Origin of the sequence: Methylococcus sp. EFPC2 (assembly GCF_016925495.1) — a bacterium.
GTDB lineage: Bacteria > Pseudomonadota > Gammaproteobacteria > Methylococcales > Methylococcaceae > EFPC2.
In genome coordinates this window covers 2,040,296-2,057,705 of sequence record NZ_CP070491.1, presented here as the reverse complement: position 1 = coordinate 2,057,705, position 17,410 = coordinate 2,040,296, and the positions used below count along the sequence as shown (strand labels likewise).

Annotated in this window: 11 protein-coding genes; all 11 read left to right on the top strand. The window is 66.5% G+C overall.

Features of this window, described 5'->3' with window-relative positions:
- Nucleotides 1-5: 5 nt before the first annotated feature.
- The gene (locus tag JWZ97_RS08620; RefSeq protein ID WP_205434351.1) at nucleotides 6-2,327 is read left to right on the top strand and encodes a hypothetical protein; all 2,322 of its coding nucleotides are present in this window, start codon (nucleotides 6-8) and stop codon (nucleotides 2,325-2,327) included.
- A gap of 12 nt (nucleotides 2,328-2,339) precedes the next feature.
- Entirely contained in the window at nucleotides 2,340-3,170 is an 831-nt protein-coding gene (locus JWZ97_RS08615) for a hypothetical protein (RefSeq protein WP_205434350.1), read from the top strand.
- A complete protein-coding gene (locus JWZ97_RS08610; RefSeq protein ID WP_205434349.1) occupies nucleotides 3,167-8,380 on the top strand; it encodes a hypothetical protein in 5,214 nt (1,737 codons plus the stop codon). Before JWZ97_RS08615 ends, JWZ97_RS08610 begins: the two co-directional genes overlap by 4 nt.
- 74 nt (nucleotides 8,381-8,454) lie before the next feature.
- On the top strand, nucleotides 8,455-10,158 hold the full coding sequence (locus JWZ97_RS08605) for a hypothetical protein (RefSeq protein WP_205434348.1): 1,704 nt from the start codon (nucleotides 8,455-8,457) through the stop codon (nucleotides 10,156-10,158).
- A 239-nt stretch (nucleotides 10,159-10,397) separates the two neighbouring features.
- Nucleotides 10,398-10,892: a YkgJ family cysteine cluster protein gene (locus JWZ97_RS08600; RefSeq protein WP_205434347.1), complete on the top strand. Its 495-nt coding sequence runs from the start codon at nucleotides 10,398-10,400 to the stop codon at nucleotides 10,890-10,892.
- A 789-nt stretch (nucleotides 10,893-11,681) separates the two neighbouring features.
- A complete protein-coding gene (locus tag JWZ97_RS08595) occupies nucleotides 11,682-12,896 on the top strand; it encodes a site-specific integrase (RefSeq protein WP_205434346.1) in 1,215 nt (404 codons plus the stop codon).
- 49 nt (nucleotides 12,897-12,945) lie between these two features.
- The gene (locus JWZ97_RS08590; RefSeq protein ID WP_205434345.1) at nucleotides 12,946-13,224 is read left to right on the top strand and encodes a type II toxin-antitoxin system RelE/ParE family toxin; all 279 of its coding nucleotides are present in this window, start codon (nucleotides 12,946-12,948) and stop codon (nucleotides 13,222-13,224) included.
- 14 nt (nucleotides 13,225-13,238) lie between these two features.
- A complete protein-coding gene (locus JWZ97_RS08585; RefSeq protein ID WP_205434344.1) occupies nucleotides 13,239-13,541 on the top strand; it encodes a HigA family addiction module antitoxin in 303 nt (100 codons plus the stop codon).
- Between the two features lie 133 nt (nucleotides 13,542-13,674).
- The gene (locus JWZ97_RS08580; RefSeq protein ID WP_205434343.1) at nucleotides 13,675-13,902 is read left to right on the top strand and encodes a helix-turn-helix domain-containing protein; all 228 of its coding nucleotides are present in this window, start codon (nucleotides 13,675-13,677) and stop codon (nucleotides 13,900-13,902) included.
- Nucleotides 13,903-14,019: 117 nt separating this feature from the next.
- Nucleotides 14,020-16,209, top strand: a complete 2,190-nt coding sequence (locus JWZ97_RS08575; RefSeq protein WP_205434342.1) for an AAA family ATPase — start codon at nucleotides 14,020-14,022, stop codon at nucleotides 16,207-16,209.
- 768 nt (nucleotides 16,210-16,977) lie between these two features.
- Nucleotides 16,978-17,313 carry a hypothetical protein gene (locus tag JWZ97_RS08570; protein ID WP_205434341.1) on the top strand — a complete coding sequence of 112 codons (336 nt, stop codon included), beginning with the start codon at nucleotides 16,978-16,980 and terminating at the stop codon, nucleotides 17,311-17,313.
- Nucleotides 17,314-17,410: the final 97 nt, after the last annotated feature.

Below are 17,410 nucleotides of genomic sequence, written 5' to 3'. Positions count from 1 at the left end.
ACACCATGGCTGACAACCCCACCCCGGCCTACCGTACCCTGTCGTGGCTACGCCAGGGGCTGCTGGCCGGTATCGCCGATCCGGCCAGCGCCGGCCGGCTCACGCTGCCGATGCGGCTGACCGTCAACGGCTCCCGGGTAGTCGAAACGCCCTTGCAGATCTGCGCGCCGGGAGACGTGACCGGCATCGACGCGCGCGAGGTGATCCGCACCGACCCCCATTCCGGCGCCGCCGATTTCGAGCCCAACTACTTCCCGCTGATCGAATTCGACCGTCCGGACTTCCCCTGGCTGTTCACCCCCGCGGCGGCCGATGGCGATGGCCGGCTGCGGCCCTGGATCGCCCTGGTGGTGGTACGGCAGGACCGCGCCACGCTCGCCAGCGGCGCCGACCGGCCGCTGCCGGTGCTGGAATGCCCGCTGGAAGAACTGCCCGACCTTGCGGAGTCCTGGGCCTGGGCCCACGCCGAAGTGGTCGCCGGCAGCGCGGCGCTGGATCCCGCGACCCTGAAGCAGGTGCTCAAGGAGCAACCGGAACGGACCTTGTCGCGGCTGCTGTGCCCGCGCCGGCTGGACCCCGCCACCCGCTACCTCGCCTGCCTGGTGCCGACCTACGAGGTTGGCCGGCTGGCGGGGCTGGGAGAAGCGATCGGTGCCGACCAGGAACAGGAACTGACACCAGCCTGGCCCGCCAGCCTGGCCGCCGCGACGGTCCGGCTGCCGGTGTATTTCCACTGGGAGTTCGGCACCGGGGCCGACGGCGATTTCGAGGCCCTGGCCCGCCGCCTGGTCCCGCGCGAGCCGCCGCCGACCGTCGGCCTGCGTCCTTTGGATGTGTCCGATCCCGGCTGGAGCATGCCGAAGACCCCCAGCGCCGAACTGGATCTGGGCGGTGCGCTGGAAACCCCGAAGACCGCCCCCCGGCCCTGGCAGGAACCGGAACGGGGCGCGTTCCAGCAAGCCTTGCGCGCCGTCCTCGACCGCACTGCCGAACCGGCGCTGCTGGCGCCGCCGCTATACGGCCAGGGCCATACCGATCTGCAGGCGGTGCCGGCCGCCGACACCACGCCACGCTGGTTTGCCGAGCTGAACCTGGACCCGCGCCACCGGGTCGCCGCCGGCCTGGGGGCGCTGGTGATCCGTTACGAACAGGAACCGTTGATGGCGGCCGCCTGGGACCAGTTGGCCCGCCACGAAGCCGACGCCCAGCGGGCGAAGCGGGCCCAGCTCGCGGAGACCGTCGGCGCCGGCCTGCGTGACAGGCAGGCGAGTGCCGGCCCCGGCCCGGCTGTGTCCTTGGCGGTGGCTGACGCGGCCGATTCCGCAGCTTACCGGCGGTTGACCCGCAGCCGCGGCCCGCTGGCGAAACGGCTGGAGCGGCTGGGTGGCGAAGCCGGGGCCGGCGCGCCCTCCGCAGCATTGCGGGCCCTGGCCGCGCCGAGCTCGCCCGAGGACATCCCGGCCACCGAGTTGCCCCGGTTCGCGCCGGAGTTTCCCCAGCCGATGTACGAGCCGATGCGCGATTATTTCCCGGACGCCCTGCTGCCGGGCATGGACCAGGTGCCCGCCAACACCGTCGCCCTGCTGAAGACCAACCAGGCCTTCATCGAAGCCTACCTGGCCGGGCTCAACCATGAACTGAGCCGGGAACTGCTGTGGCGCGGCTATCCGGCCGACCCCAAGGGCAGCTATTTCCGCCGCTTCTGGGACCGCCGCGGCGCCGGCGGCGAACGCCGCGACGATATGACCGAGCTGCGTTCCTGGAAGCCCGCCGGCGGGCTCGGCGAACACGGTGCCTCAGCCGCCGGCGAGCTGGTCCTGCTGATCCGGGGCGATCTGCTGCGCCGCTATCCCCGCGCCGTGGTCTATGCCGTGGAAGCGGTATGGTCGGCCGACGGCCAGCGCCGCGAGCTGGGCGACACCGAGCGCCACCCGCTGTTTCGCGCCGGCCAGCCCCTCGACGTCACTCTGTTGGGCTTCCCTCTGACAGCGCCGGAGGCGCGCGGCGCCGATGCCCCGGCCGGTGGCCATCCCGGTTGGTTCTTCGTGCTGCAGGAGCAGCCCACCGAACCGCGCTTCGGACTGGACGCCGCCGCCGATTTTGGCGGCCAGCCGGCCCACTGGGCCGACCTGGCCTGGGGGCATCTGGCGCCCGACGCCGCCGCCCTGCAGCGCATCGTCCATGTGTCCCTGGCCGGCCCGCTCGCCGGCCTGGAACTCGACGGCCTGCCCTGGGGAAGAAATTCCGCCCACATGGCAGCCATCACCCGGCAACGGCCGTTCCGTGTCGCCATCCACGCCCGCACCTGGCTGCCGGGCGCCGCCTGAGGAGTATCCGCCATGCCCCAACTCTCCCAAGAAACGGCGCGCTGGCGCGCCGAACTGCAAGCGGCCGAGGCCGCCGTCAGCGCCCGCAGCGGGCCGTTGCAAGCCGCTCAACAGACCGCCGCATCGGCCCTGTCGCAGTTGAACGCGGCCCAGGCCCGGCTGGCCGAAGCCCAGGCCCGCATTGCCCCACTGGAGGCGGAAGCAGCCAGTGCCGACGCCCATGTCGCCGACCTGGAGCAGGAGATTCTCGACGCCTCGGAACCCGACCAGGAATTCCCCGGCCGGCCGGGCGGGGCCGGACAGCGGCAGCGGATCGCGGCCCTCAAGCGCCAGCTGGCCCAGGCCAAGGCGGCGGCCGCGGCGGCCCATGCCACCCTAGACAGCGGCCGCGCCGCGCTGGCCCAGGCCGGCGCCGAAGCGCAGGCGGCGCAGGTTCGGATGCTGTCGGCGAACGCCGAGCTGCAGGCCGCCCAAACCGCCTTCGAGGAGGCGCGGCAGCGGCTGCAGCAGATGCAGGCGGAACTGGCGCGGATCGACCGCTGGAACGGCGCCATCGCCGCCGACCCCCTCGACCGACCGGCGCTCGAGCGCAGCGCCGACGAGTTGGCGGCCCAGGCCGCCGCCCTGGAAGAATCCTGCGAATGGGCTCGGGTTCAGTTCGAGATCGAGCAGGAGACCTTGGCGGCACTGACCGCCCGGGGGGATGAACTGGCCGGTCGGATCGACCGGATCGGCCTGACCGAGCTGCCGGCCGCCCAGGCGCGCCTGCGCGAGCTTGAACTGAGCCTCGGCACGCTCGAGGAAGAAATCCGGACGACCCTCCAGGAGGGACCGACACCATGAGACCCTTAGACGGCAACTATATTCCGCCCAGCCCAGAAATGCGCCGCCAGTGGCGGGCCGCGCTGCAGCAGCTGACCGAGCAGTACAACGCGCAGAAACGCCATGCGGCCGACGCCCAGCGTCTGGTCGATCAGCTCGGCGCCGAACTCCAGCAGCTGCGGGCCGACCAGGCCGTCGTTCTGGCCGATCTGAACCGGACCCAGACGGCGGCCGAGGTCGCCCGCCGAACATTGGCGGAGACCGAGCCCCGGCGCGACGAATTCCGCGCCGGGCGGGACGCCGCCACTGCCCGGCTGTTGGGCACCGACGCCACGGCCGGCCAGGTCGCCACCGTCCATCCCTTGCTGCTGCTGCCGGTGCGCCTGGAGACCCGCTTCGCCGCGGCGCCCCAGGGAGGTACGGAGCTGAGGGTGCGTGTCTATCCCGACGACATCCACGTCGACAGCCACGAACCGGGGCTGACCGAGGAGGAGGAGAGCTGGGGCCGGCATTTCTGGCAGCAGGTCGCTTCCGGCGCCAGCCGGGCGGCGGCTTGGCGCCAGCTGGCGGACCGTTTCGGCGCCGCCCGCGCCGGCTGGATCGCCCGCGCCCTCGACCCGGCCGCGCCGGCCGCCCCGGCGCGCCGGCCGGCGGCTTGGAGCCGCGCCCCCCACACGGCGGTGCTGCCGGATCGCTGGGTGGCGATCGGTTATCGCGGCGAGACCGCGGTGGTCACCGGCTGGAGCAAGCCCGTCGGCGACGAGCTGGCGGTAGGCCCGTCGCCTTCGCTGGACTCCCTGGAAAGCGACGAGATGCCCGCCATCGACCAGGGTATGCGCTGGATGGTAGATTTCGCCGCCGCTGAAGACGCCGGCATGGCGCTGCGGATTCCTCTCGGCGACGAGCTGGCGCGGCAGGGTCTGGACCGGCTGCTGGTGGTGGGCATCAAAGCCTCCCTGGACGCCGCCGGCTCGGCAGCCCGGCTCGCGGGCCTGCTCGACGCCCACCGCTACAGCGACGGCCTGGCGCTGATCGCCCAGGACCTGCCGACCAACAATACCGCCGAGCTTGCCTCCGGCTACCGCGCCGGGGCGGACGCCGAGGCGGGAGGTTATGGCACGCCGCCTCAGGTACCGCCGCCCGGCAGCGACGGCGCCCTCGCCGCCGCTGCCTTGGGGCTGGCGGCGGCGGCCCTGGCCGGAGTGGCGGGCGCGGACGGCAGCGAACAGGCTCAGGCCGGCGCGTTCAACGCGGCGCTGTGGGGCATCGTGGACAGCCCGCTGCTGCGCCAGCTGAGCCGCGCCGGTTCGGCGGAATTCCTGCGAGACCACTTCGCCGACTATGTGCGGGCGCGCGGCCCGCTGCCCACCCTGCGGATCGGTAACCAGCCCTACGGCGTGCTGCCGGCCGCCGTCACGACCCGCTGGACCGGTTCCGGCCCTCAGGCGCCGGAAACCGGCCTGGCCGACTGGTGGCGGGGCGGCCGCCAGCGCCGGGCCCGGCTCGCCGCCGGCGCCGCCAGCGCGGCCGGCCACGCCGAACCGGTCGAGATGCTGCGGCACGGCGGAGTCGGCTGCGGCTACCGGCTGCAGCAGCAAGACGCCGCCGGCGAACCCCGCGAGCTGTCCGCCGCGACCCTGGAGGAACGGCTGTTGCAACAAGTGGCGGAACCGGCCGAGGCCCCGCTCAGGAACCTGCCGCAGGCGATCCGCCAGCTACTCATGGCCGAGACCCTGGACCTCGCCAGTTACCGGCTGGATGCCTGGGCCACCTCCCTGGCGGCGCGGCGCCTGGCCGAACTGCGCCACGACGAACCCACCGGGATCCGCTTGGGGGGCTACGGCTGGCTGGAAGATCTGCGGCCGGCACCGCCCCTGCAGGAAGTCGTTCCGCTGCCGGAGGGGGTGCGGGGTCCGCTGTACCGCTCGCCCGCCAACATGGGCCATGTGCAGGCCCCCTCCCTGGCCCAGGCCGCCACCATCGCCGTGTTGCGCAGCGGCTATCTAGCCCGGCGCGCCGAGGGGGACGACAGCCCGTTCGCCGTCGACCTGTCGTCGCAGCGGGTGCACCGCGCCCTCTGGCTGCTGGACGGGGTCCGCCAGGGCCAGCCCCTGGGCGCCCTGCTGGGCTACCGTTTCGAGCGGGAGCTGCACGAGCAGGGCCTGGATCGCTACATCCACCGTTTTCGCACCCTCGCCGGCCTGAAACAGCGGGACCAGCTGACCGCGGCCTACCAGCGGCTGGCCGAGGCACAACAGACCCGGCAGCGGATCGACGCCCTGCGCCGGCAGCGCGAGGAAGCCGCCCAGCGGGCGCGCTGGACCCGCGAACGGCTGGCTCAGGTGGAGGCCGAGCGGGAGAGCTACCAGCGGGACCTCGCCGATATCGCCGCCTTCGAGCGGCAGGCGCAGGAAGCGGCCGACGCCGTCGCCACCCTTGACCAGGCCATCGCCGAACAGCGCGGCACCCAGCCGCTGAGCCGGGTGACGGGAACCGCCCGCTACCGGATCGAATTGGTCGACAATGCCGAGATGGCGCCCTGGGAAGGCCAGCTGCGGGCCTTGTTATCGCAGCGCGCCACCGCCCAGGGCGTCGCCCATCAAAGGACTGTCGCGCTGCGGGCCCGGCTCGCCGCCGGCGCCGACGGCCTTAATGCCCGCAGCCTGGCCCAGGCGGCCATCGCCCGGCTCGACGATCCCGGCCGGGCCGATGCGATCCCCGCACTGCGGGCGCTGGCGGCGGAGCACGACGGCGCGGTGCAGGCCCTCGACCAGCAGCTCGCCGACCAGGAGGAGCCGGCCGAGGTGGCCCTGGCGGAAGCCCGCTCCGCCTTGGCGGACGAACTCAACAAGCAGTGGCGGCAGGCTCTCGAATCCCTGGCCGCCACCCAGGTGGTCGACGGGCTGGAACTGCACCGCCGCTGGAAGGCGGCGCTGCGCCGGAGTTTGCCGCAGACGCCCTGGGATGCCACCACCATCCCGTTCGGCGACGAGGCGCTGGGCTTCCCCGCGCCCGGCAGCCCCGACTTCCTGGCCCTCGACGCCCGGCTGCGGGCGTTGGATGAATTGGTCGACGCGGTGGGTGACGCGGTGGTGGCGGAGAGCGTCCACCAGATCGTGCAGGGCAATCCGCTCCGTTCGGGCGCCACCCTGGACGCCATCGCCAGTGGCGCAGCGCCGCCGCCGGAACTGGAGGTGATGCGGACCCCGCGTACCGGCAGCGCGCTGACCCACCGGCTGGTGACGCTGTTCCCCGCCGACGCCGGTGCCGCGCCGGCGGCCTGGCTGGTCGACGCGCTCCAGGTGCGCGCCGGCGCCGAGCCGCTGCTCAACGCCTGGGCTGCGGCGCTGCTGCCGCCGCCTCAGCGGGTGCGTTGCCGCGCCGAATACCGGCAGGGCGACCGCCTTCTGCACGCGGTCGAAATCGATCTGGCCGCCCTGCGGCTGTCACCCCTCGATGCCGTCTACCTGGCGACTGGCGGCGACCGGGCCCAGCGTTCGGAGCTGGAACAGCGGCTGGCGCTGCTGCTGATGCGCCAGCGGCCCGCCGCGGTGCCGGCGGAGGCCGAGCTGCGCCTGGCCTTCGGGCGGGCGCCGGAGTGGGGGGCGGAGGTGGTCAGCGTCGGCGAATTGCTGGAGGTCTGCCGGGCCGTGCGGGAACTGCTGGCCGGCGCCCGCCCCATCGACGCCCGCGACCTGGCGCCGCCGGGGACGGTCCCCGGTGCGGGACTGGATCTGGCGGAGCTGGCGCAGCGCGCCGACCGCGCGGCCGTGTCGCTGCAACAGGCCGTGCAGACTCTGCAAGCGGCACTGCCCGCGAGCGATGCGGCTACCCCGGCGACCGATCCGGAACCGCTGCGGGACGCGCTGCTGGCCCTGGCCCATTTCGGCATCCAGGGCGCCGCACCCGTCAGTCTGGTGGGAAATGCCCCGGACGCCGTGGCCGAACTGATCGCCCAGGGCCGTTCGGTGGCGCGCGAGGCCGCCCGCCGACTGGAGCGGATCGCCCAGCGCACGGCCGCCTTCGATGCCGCGGCGGCGAGCTCTGAAGCCCGCCGTGACCATGAGCTGGGCCGGCTGCAAGAGGTATTCGGCGCCGATTTCCGGGTCCTGCCTCGGCTGTCCGCCGCCAACGCCGCCGAGCTCGGCCCCAGCTTCGCCGCCAGCCTCACGCTGCAGGGCGGCGATCCCCTGGCGGCGGTCGGCTGGTTCCAGCGCCTCGCCTGCGTGCGCGACGGGGCGGCACGGCTCGGCACGGCGCTGACCTACGGCGAAGCTCTGGGCAGCGCCGCGCTGGCGCTGGCAGTGGGGCAAATCCCTTATGCGCCCGGCGACCGCTGGGTGGGCCTGGCGGTGGCGCCAGGCCAGCCGTTCCCCAGCGGCCGGCTGTCGCTGGTCGCCCACGCCCCCCTGGCGCCGGTGCACTTCGATCAGGCGCTGGCCGGCCTCATGATCGACGAATGGGCCGAGGTGGTGCCGAGCGAGCGGGAAACCACCGGCCTCAGCTTCCACTACGACCAGCCCAACAGCGCCCCGCCCCAGACGCTGCTGCTGGCGGTGCCGGCAGACGGGCGCGCGGTGTGGGACCTGGACAGCCTGACCGGCGTGCTGCGGGAGACCCTGGATCTGGCCAAGCTGCGGGCGGCGGCGCCGCCGGGTACCGAGACGGTGTGGATCGACGATGCGCTCCCGGAAGGAGCCATCCTGATGACCGACGGCGGCGACGACTGGAACTGGGTGCGGCTGGATCCGAAACCCTTGTCCGGCAGAGCCGCCCACCAGTCGCGGGGGCTCGCCGGCATGCACCAGCACTTTTTCCGCGGCGCCACCGAGCCACTGCCCATCGGCGTCGGCGACCGGCTGTTCGCCCACGTCTATCTCGATCCGCGCGATCCGCCGCGCCAGCTGATGCTGCAGTGGCATTCCGGCGATTGGGAACATCGCGCCTACTGGGGCGAAAATCTGCTGCCGTGGGGGATAGACGGCAGCGCCAGCCGTCAGCCCATGGGCCCCTTGCCGCCGGCCGGGTGCTGGCTGCGGCTGGAGGTGCCGGCCCGCCTGCTCGACCTGGAAGGCAAGTCGGTTGACGGCATGGCCTTCACCCTGTGGGACGGCCGCACCACCTGGGACTGCGTCGGCAAGGTCGCCGCCGCCCTGGCGGACGCCGCTCCGGAGGGATCGGAAGCATCGGCCGTGGTGCTTGCCGGAATCGACTTCGGCCCGGGCACCTAGCAGCACCCGGCAAACTTGGAACCCGGGCGCGGCCAGAGGCCGGCGCCTAACCTTTAGGATATCGGAGTAGCAGCATGGCCAACACCGCACAGATCACCGTCAGCACCGATGCGCCGGACCTCCGGGACGGCCTGCAGGCGCGCATCCACGACCCCCTGTGGTTGCTGGCACGCCAGTGGCAGCTCGGGGAGTTCCAGGGCGAGGACGCCGGCTCGCCGGTCGCCGCCCGGGTCCGTTACGAAGCGGCGCCTCTGAGCCTCTATCGGCCCGGCTCCGAGGCCGCCGGGCTGGGCGCTCGGCCTTATGCGCCGGGTGCGCTTCCCTTGGAGACCCTGGTGGAGCGGGAACCGGTAATCGCCGCCGGGATCCCCGACTGGCGGGCTGCCGCCGAATCCGGCCTGCACCTGCTGCGGTTGCTGGCCGGCACGGGCCTGGGCGGCCTGCGCGCCCCGCTGCTGGCGGCCGGTTTCGGACTGGCGCCGGCCGACCCGGCGGCGGACGGCGACAGCCGCGCCTTTCTCGGCGTGGTCGCCGGCCGGGTGGTGGACGGCACCGCCCTGCGTTCCCGGCTGGCCCCCCTGATCGCGGACGGACGCTGGCAGGAGCTGTTCCAGCAAGCCCCGTTCGGCGGCGTGGCCGAGGCCGACCGGCCCCGCTTGCAGGCCACCCTCGAAGCCTGGCTGGCCTGGCACGGGGAGCGTTTCGGCCCGGCCGTCGAACAGGCCGAGGCGTGGGTTCCCGAGCGCATCGAATACGAGTTTGCGGTGGCTGGCGCGCTGGCCGACGGCGAAGTGGTGCTGGCGGCGCCGGAGTACCAGGAAGGCCGCCTCGACTGGCACGCCTTCACCGGCCGGCCGGGTGCCTCGCTGGGTGCAGCCCCCGACTTCGTCCTGTCCAGCCGGGCCTTTCTGCCCGCCCCGGTGGATTACCCCGGCATGCCCGCGCCACGCTTCTGGGAGTTCGAGGACGGCCGCATCAATTTCGCCCGGATCGAGGCCCAGCCGGGCGATGCGGCGCGGCGCCTGCTGCTGGACTTCGCCCTGGAGTTCGGCAACGACTGGTTCGTGCTGCCCCTCGAACTGGCCGTCGGCTCCCTGTGCCGGGTCCGCTCGCTCACCGTCACCAACAGCTTCGGCGAGCAGCTGCTGTTTCCCCATGCCAGCGAAACCGACCCGGCCCCCTCGCCCTGGCAGGCCTTCACCCTGTCGCAGGCGGATCCCCGGTTGTTCTTCCTGGCACCGGCCTTGGGCGCCGGACTCCAGGGCTCGCCCCTGGAAGACGTGCACTTCCTGCGTGACGAGATGGCCAACGTCGCCTGGGCCGTGGAACGCGTGGTGCAGGGTCCGGCAGGACGCCCCCTGGATCGCTACGAGGCCTACCAGCAGGCCTTGAGCCGGCAGGATCAGGCGATCCCGGTGGAACGCAAGTCCGGGGCGCCGTTACGCTACCGGCTCGGCACTACCGTGCCGGACTATTGGGTCCCGCTGTTGCCGGTGCGGAAGGGAACCTCCATGCGCTTGAAGCGTGCGGCACTCCCGCACGTGGATACCGAGGGCATGCACGGTTTGCAGGAACCGCAAGGCCGGATCTTGACCCCCGGCAATGAGCTGCTGCTGCATGACGAGGAAGTCCCTCGCGAGGGCTCGCGGGTCACCCGGTCCTATCAATATGTCCGGTGGAGCAACGGCTCAAGCCATTTGTGGGTCGGGCGGCGCAAGCAGCCGGGCCGTGGCGAGGGCTCGAGCGGACTGCAATTCGATGTCATCGAGTCCGGATAAACGGCAGGGATTCATCACGGCTAAGAGAGCACCTAAGCTTGATCGCAGAGGAACAAGGCTCGGCCTCCGTAACCGAACGCCGGGTCCGGCGGCTGCGCAACACCAACCTCCGGTGGCTCGTCCGGATAGCACATTGAGTTCGAGCAGGGTTCCGGAGTCGTTCCTGGTGGCACCACAACGAGGGGCTCCCTCAATAGGTTTTTCAAAGCGTGGTTAAAATAGCGAGACCGGATAGCACGATGAACACACTCTCCCAAATCCAAGCCGATATTGAAGCGCGCGTACGGGCCATCCGGGGCGAACATCTTGATTGGCTATGTCGCCTGGGCTGCGACGGCTGTTGCCGACGGCTCGCCGAAGTGCCGCGGCTCACTCTGGCGGAATGGGAATTGCTGCGGGAGGGACTGGCTGCGCTGCCCCCGGCACAACTTCGTGAAATCGACCAGGAGATCGCCGCACTAGCCGAGCAATCCTCACGCCCTATTGTCTGTCCGCTGTTGGACCGGTCGGCAGGGGCCTGCCGGGTCTACGCTCACCGCCCGGTGGCGTGCCGCACGTACGGATTCTACGTCCAGCGTGACCAGGGACTTTATTGCAAGGACATCGAATCGCGCGTGGCCGGCGGCGCTTGGGGCGAGGTGGTATGGGGTAACCAGGACGCCATCGACCGCCGTCTCTGCGATCTGGGCGACACGCGCGAGTTGACCGACTGGTTCCGCGCGCTGGACGAATAGTGAGGGGAGGCCAGCATATGGTAACCCCAAGTTTTTTCTTGCCCCTAACCCACTCAATACGGTTAAGTTAAGCCGCGCTACTTGTACTGACGCCCGGGTTTTGGGGTGATGCGGGACTTGGGCCGACAGCCTCGGCCCGACGGCGGGCGGTGTCAGAGGCCGCCAAAGTGACCACGGTTTCCTGCTGACCGGAACGCAAAAGCGCTCGACGGCCGGCCACTGAGTGCCGTCCTATCGCACACGTCGCTTTAGTCGCGACCGTCCATCCGCGCCAAGAGGTGACGAGCGCGCTGCTGCAGCACGGTGAATAAGCAGACGGCGGGAAAGCTGAAGCAGACCGCTTTGCATTGCACGACCTGAAAAGGAAGGGCATCGCCGACAAGCCAGGAACCCGGGCCTACAAGCAACACGCCAGCGGACACAAAAAGGAGGCCATGCTCGACATTTACGACCTATCCCTGCCTATAGTTCGCCCCTCTACAGAAGAGTGAGATGAGCAAAAAAACGCCTGATTTCTATGGAGAAATCTATGGAGACCAATAAAAAAGCCCTTTCGATTGCTCGTAAGGGCTTGAATTTATTGGAGCTGGCGACAAGATTCGAACTCGCGACCGGCTGATTACAAATTTGACGGCCCGCTATTTTCTGCTGATTTATTAACCTTAACGATACTTTACAAATCAATACGTTTAGCCTACTCTGAGCTTAACGGTGCTACACGAATTTAGCCTTAATTTCACGGAAAGCGTAGCACCAATGTAGCACGACCCCGCAACGCCGGAGCAGGCCATGAACGACCCCACTCGATTCAGCTTCACTAAGCCGCAATTGGATGCCTTGCCACCTGCCGGCGCTGGTGAACGCATCATCTATCACGACACCCACAAGAACGCGGGCGGGCTTCAACTTCGCGTCACCAGTACCAGCAAGACTTTTTTTATCCAGCGCAGAATAAGCGGCAAGCCTGAGCGCGTCACCTTGGGCAAGTTCCCCGACATGACCATCGAGCAGGCCCGTAAGGAGGTGGCTCGACTGAATGCGCTGATCGTCCAGGGAATCAACCCGAACAGTGACGCCCGTGCGCTCAAGACCGAAACCACCCTGCAAGAACTGTTCGACGAATTCTTGCAGCATCGCCGCAACAAACGGGGCGCGTTCCTTTCGGAGAAGACCAAGCGATCGTATCGCTATGACTTCGGCCTGTACTTGGGCAAGTGGGGAAAGCGTAAGCTGTCGCAGCTCAAAGACACGGACTTTGGCAAACTGCACGCGGAAATAGGCAAGGAACACCCCACCACGGCGAACCGTGTCATCGCTCTGGCGTCCAGCCTGTTCGGCTACGCGGCGGAGCGGAAGCTATTCAAGGGAGCCAACCCGGCGCACGGCATTAATAAGTTTCCCGAGAACCCGCGCAACCGCTTCTTGCTGTCCGATGAGTTGCCGGCCTTCTTCAAAGCACTGGCCGATGAGCCGAACACCTCCCTGCGGGACTTCTTCTTGTTGGCATTGTTGACCGGCGCGCGGCGATCTAACGTCCAAGAAATGCAGTGGAAGCATATCCATCTGAAGCGTGCCGAGTGGCGCATACCGACCACGAAAAACGGCGAACCGCAGACCGTGACCCTCACCCCGGAAGCAGTGGAAATTCTCAAGGGCCGGCAAGGCTGCGATTCGCCGTGGGTGTTCCCCGGCACGGGCGCGACTGGGCATCTCATCGAGCCTAAGAAGGCATGGGCGCGTGTGTTGGAGCGGGCAGGCATCGACAATCTACGCATTCATGATCTTCGCCGCACCTTGGGCAGTTGGCAGGCCAAGACCGGCGCGTCGCTGGTCATCGTAGGCAAGAGCCTGAATCACAAGTCGCCCAGCACCACGGCGGTTTATGCACAACTGGACTTGGATCCAGTCAGGGAGTCGGTAGAGCGTGCGACCAGTGCGATACTGGCCGCTGGCGGGCTGAAAGAATCCGCCGAGGTTGTACCGTTAAAGAAGCGGAAAGGATGAACCGTTTACAATGGTTGATAACTGCAACGCTACGCTATACACTTGAAGCATGATAAAGACCTTCCGGCATAAAGGACTTCAGGCCTTTTTCGAGACAGGCAGCAAAGCCGGCATACAGCCCCACCACGCCGCCAAGCTGGGGCGACAACTGGCACGACTTGATACGGCCACATGCTCAGCCGATATGAACGTACCGGGCTGGGGGTTACACACGCTGTCCGGCGATCTTGCCGGACATTACACTATTTCGGTGAATGGCAACTGGCGTGTAACGTTTACGTTCGAAGGTGAAGACGCGATCCTCGTCGATTACCAGGATTACCACTGAGAGAGGTATTGACCATGGCACGAATGCACAACCCGCCGCACCCTGGCGAAACGCTACGGGAAGATGTTCTACCCGCTTTGGGCTTGAACGTGACGCAAGCCGCCGCACAGCTCAACGTGACGCGCGCGGCATTGTCGAGAGTGCTGAACGGTCACGCGGCGATCTCGCCCGAAATGGCGCTGCGCCTGGAAGGCTGGCTAGGGCCGGAGAACGGCGGCCGGGCCGATCTATGGATAGCCCAGCAAGCCGCCTACGACTTGTGGAAGGCGCGGCAAGCCGGAGCGCCGAACGTTCAACGGGCACCACTGGCGGCGTAGGCGCGACGAAGCCTTAGCAGAAATAGTTGGCCGAGAGCTAGCCTGACTGGGTGTTTGCGCGAAGTTGACGAAGCTTAACAGCGGATGTTAATGTTTGACCTCGGATCACTCGAAGGCAACGGAGGCCTAAGCCATGTCACACGCAACCCCCGCACTCAACCCCGCCGAACCTCTCGGCAACATCCTCTTAACGCCCCAGCAAGCTGGTGAATATCTCGGCGGCATCGCCGTGGATACGCTGGCCGTTTGGCGATCCACCAAGCGGTATCCCCTGCCGTTCATCAAGGTAGGACGCATGGTTCGGTACCGGAAAAGCGACCTGGAAGCGTTTCTAGCCGCCCGTACCCAACAGGCCGCTTAGGCCACACCATAAAAATGCCGGCACGAGGCCGGCAAATATCAGCAACCCCGCATGGACCGCGGGTGACGTAATACTATCACATCGCGGACATGCTCAACCGGATAAGGAAAAACCGGCATGAGTAACACAACCAAAGGCGATCAAATCGCCCACATCCTAGAACACCTGCCCATCGAATACGCCACGGACTACAGCCTTTGGCTGTCGGTGCTAATGGCTATACACAGCGGAGAACATGAGCACGGGTACGATGGTGCGGCATTGGTCGTCGCATTTTCACAGCGGTGCCCGGATAAATTCGACGAGCGCGCAGTCCGGCAGCGCTATGAGAGCTTCAAGGAGAAGCCCGGCGGGGTAACCCTGGGAACTCTTTATAGTTACGCACAGCGCGAAGGCATAACCTATCCCGGCATTGCCGAGGACGACGAGTGGGAGGGGTCCGAGTTTCAGCCGAGTCCGGAGTTTCGCAAGCAGATTAAAGAGTACGAGGCTCTGCCCAGCGGGCACCCTTCGCCGTATTTCGAGGACAAATGCCTACTGACAACACCTCACGATGAATTCAAAGTGGACGACGAGGGGTGCACTTGGCTACCGTACCGTCGGTTTGCCGATGGTTGCATCTCAGCAATCCAAAAGGTGCCGCCGCCTGGCAGCGCCGAAGGAAAGAAGTTTGTACCGGGTTCGAACGTCAAGGGGGCTGGGTGGAGCTCCACCAAGGAGCGGTATCAGGGGGACCTGTACAGCTTGCCTACTTACCTAGTCGAAAGTGCGGGGAATAAACTTGCTGCCAGCGCTGCCTTGCCTAAGCATCAACACCCGCATGAATCAGGCCCAGATGGCGTCCTGCTGACGGCGCAGGCCATGGCAGTGGGCAGTACGTCGAACTTCGAGTCCGCAACGCGCACTCTTCTCAGGCAAGACCCTACCCGTCCTATCATTTGGGTGGTCGATCGGGACTACATGCCCAAGGCCACTGAGCAAGCCCAGCGGATACCTCAAGTACGCCTCGCCGACTTTACCGTAGAAGGGCCGGCAGGACACCCGGACAACCCCAAGCTCGATATTGCGGACATTTTCAAGGCCGATGGGCTGGTTAAAGTACGTCAGGTATTGGCCACTGCGTGCCATGTGCTCCCTGAGAGAGCGCAGGGCTTGTCGCTCAAGGTTGGGGAGGTGCAATGGATGCTCAAAGAGGTGCCGGCACCGCAGAGGTTCATCGTGCCGGATGTCCTTCGAGTCGACGACATTACCGGCGTTATCGCTCCTGGAGGTGCTGGTAAGTCTCAAGTGCTTCTCCAATTACTCTCGTCGGCCGCCACCGGGTTACCTTGGTTTGATGTTGTGCCAATGGGCGCACAGTGTTTGAACTCCCTAGGTATCTTTTTGGAAGACCACATAGGGGACACACACCGTCGTCTTCGGCAAGTTGTTAGGGAAATGCAAAAATCGTTTGCAGACTTGCCGGAACCGGAGCGGTTACGCCGCGAAAGCGAGATGGAAGCCCACCTTACTCAAAACTTGCGTCTATTTCCGTTATCGGGTCGGCAAGCTCACATCATGACCGTGCAGCGAGGGGAGCCACGGGAGGGGCAGTTTTTACAGGAGGTTATTGAGTTGGTCCAAGAGTCCGAGGCGGACCTACTCGTTATCGAACCACTCGCAAGGCTGCACATGGGCGAGGAGAACAACCAAACCCATATGACATTCTTAGTTTCCCTGTTGGAACGCATCCGCAAGGAAACCGGGGTTTGCGTCGTGACGGCACACCATGTGTCCAAGGGGGCGACGACGAACAACTCACGGAATCAGGCCAGCGCACGCGGGGCTAGTGCCATAGTCGACGCCATGCGGCACGTTCTGCAGTTGAGTAGGATGGATGACGCAGACATCAATGCCGGCTTGTGTCCAAGAGGGGACGACCCTTCGAAATACCTACAATTGGCCTCGGTAAAATGCAACCACTTACCGCCCCGTGACGCTATTTGGCTCGAGCGCGTGCCAGGCGGTTACCTTCGCGGTGTGAGCCTGCAACCTGCCGCTAACAACATGACGGCGCTCAATGCTGTGGTTGATCTTGTCGGCTGGACGATGGCGCAAGATGCCCTGCTTACCCGGGCGGCTTTCGAAAAAGCGCATGCAGGCCGTGCCGGCACGCTGGGCATGGGGCAGAAATCCTTACGCGAGCTGATAACGCTGGGCATCCAAAGCGGTAAGCTGGGGTTAAAGGCGGCTGGCGGGCTGACTGGGTTGTTTCGAAGGTCTGCCGCCGCACATCGGCCCCACGACATGCTATTGGTGAAACCCTGATGGTGGGTGCTCGGCAAAACGGCATGCACGGCAAGCACGGCAAAACGGCTTGCCGTGCAAAACCCTATACTACATATAGATTCGTGCGCGGCAACGCGGCAAACCGTTTGCCGTACCAAAAACCTATATCAGATATATGCTCGGCAAACGGCAGACCATATATAGGTATTGCCGTTTGCCGTGCACGGCAATACCCGATTTCAATTCGAAGGGGACACCCGGCCCCTTCGTTAATTCTCAACTATGGAGCGTACATCACATGGAAAGACACTCTCAAACCTTTGAAGAAACGCCGAACCCTCGAAAACCCGCACTATCAGTTCGCCAAGAGCGCCTACTGCACATGATTGCTGAGGGGAGGACAATTGCCAGTGCTGCAAGGGCCACCGGCACTAGCAGATGGCACGCGTCAACATTGGTCAACCGTCGAGAGTTTCAGGACGAGTTGCAAGCCGTTTTGGAGCGCGCGAGGTACGAGCTGATGCGTAGGTTGCCTGCGATGACTGTCGAGGCGCTACGGGTCTTAGATGAGTCCTTGATGTCATCGCGGGCGGAGGTGCGAATAGCGGCTGCGCGCGAGATTCTGCGAGTCGGTATCCCGCTGCTGGCCATGGTTGAACAGCACGATGCTGAGTGCCTGGAGCCAACGTCTAATGCAGGAGGGGCCGCCGAGGAATAGGGCCGGCTACCCAATGCCCACGCCAATGGCGAGGCACCAACACACTTAGGAAACGTGGTAACCCCACCTTAATACAGGAAGTATTAACTATGATATACACATCAAAAGATGTTCACATCACTGTTCTTCTCTCGCTGAACACCGTTTTTACCGCAGCAGACGAAGGCGACCGCCGAAACGCGCGGGATTACTTGGAAGACGTCCCGCTAATACTGAGGCGCGCGCCAGACCCTGACAAATATGTAGACGTGGTTCATCACGTGAAAGCGGGGCTTCGGGCTCAGAGCCCGGACGAATTGAGAACGGCATGTAAGTATGCCTTCCTCGAAGCGTGGGAGCTTGGCCCGCTGCCTAAAACCTACATTAAATCCCATATCAGTCAGAGCACCCATAATCTGCTGCGCTGGTGGGGCGTTGTTGTTTAACTATCGAAAGAGGTATTACCCCGGCGCACATAGCGAGGTTTTTATCGCTCAAAGGCGTGCGCGGTAATGCTTGAGGCAGGTACCGCAAACCGTAAAT

Coding starts and splice junctions, on each gene's coding strand:
- JWZ97_RS08595 (WP_205434346.1), top strand. CDS start 11,682: ATGAACGACCCCACTCGATTCAGCTTCACTAAGCCGCAATTGGATGCC.
- JWZ97_RS08605 (WP_205434348.1), top strand. CDS start 8,455: ATGGCCAACACCGCACAGATCACCGTCAGCACCGATGCGCCGGACCTC.
- JWZ97_RS08610 (WP_205434349.1), top strand. CDS start 3,167: ATGAGACCCTTAGACGGCAACTATATTCCGCCCAGCCCAGAAATGCGC.
- JWZ97_RS08590 (WP_205434345.1), top strand. CDS start 12,946: ATGATAAAGACCTTCCGGCATAAAGGACTTCAGGCCTTTTTCGAGACA.
- JWZ97_RS08600 (WP_205434347.1), top strand. CDS start 10,398: ATGAACACACTCTCCCAAATCCAAGCCGATATTGAAGCGCGCGTACGG.
- JWZ97_RS08585 (WP_205434344.1), top strand. CDS start 13,239: ATGGCACGAATGCACAACCCGCCGCACCCTGGCGAAACGCTACGGGAA.
- JWZ97_RS08575 (WP_205434342.1), top strand. CDS start 14,020: ATGAGTAACACAACCAAAGGCGATCAAATCGCCCACATCCTAGAACAC.
- JWZ97_RS08570 (WP_205434341.1), top strand. CDS start 16,978: ATGATATACACATCAAAAGATGTTCACATCACTGTTCTTCTCTCGCTG.
- JWZ97_RS08620 (WP_205434351.1), top strand. CDS start 6: ATGGCTGACAACCCCACCCCGGCCTACCGTACCCTGTCGTGGCTACGC.
- JWZ97_RS08615 (WP_205434350.1), top strand. CDS start 2,340: ATGCCCCAACTCTCCCAAGAAACGGCGCGCTGGCGCGCCGAACTGCAA.
- JWZ97_RS08580 (WP_205434343.1), top strand. CDS start 13,675: ATGTCACACGCAACCCCCGCACTCAACCCCGCCGAACCTCTCGGCAAC.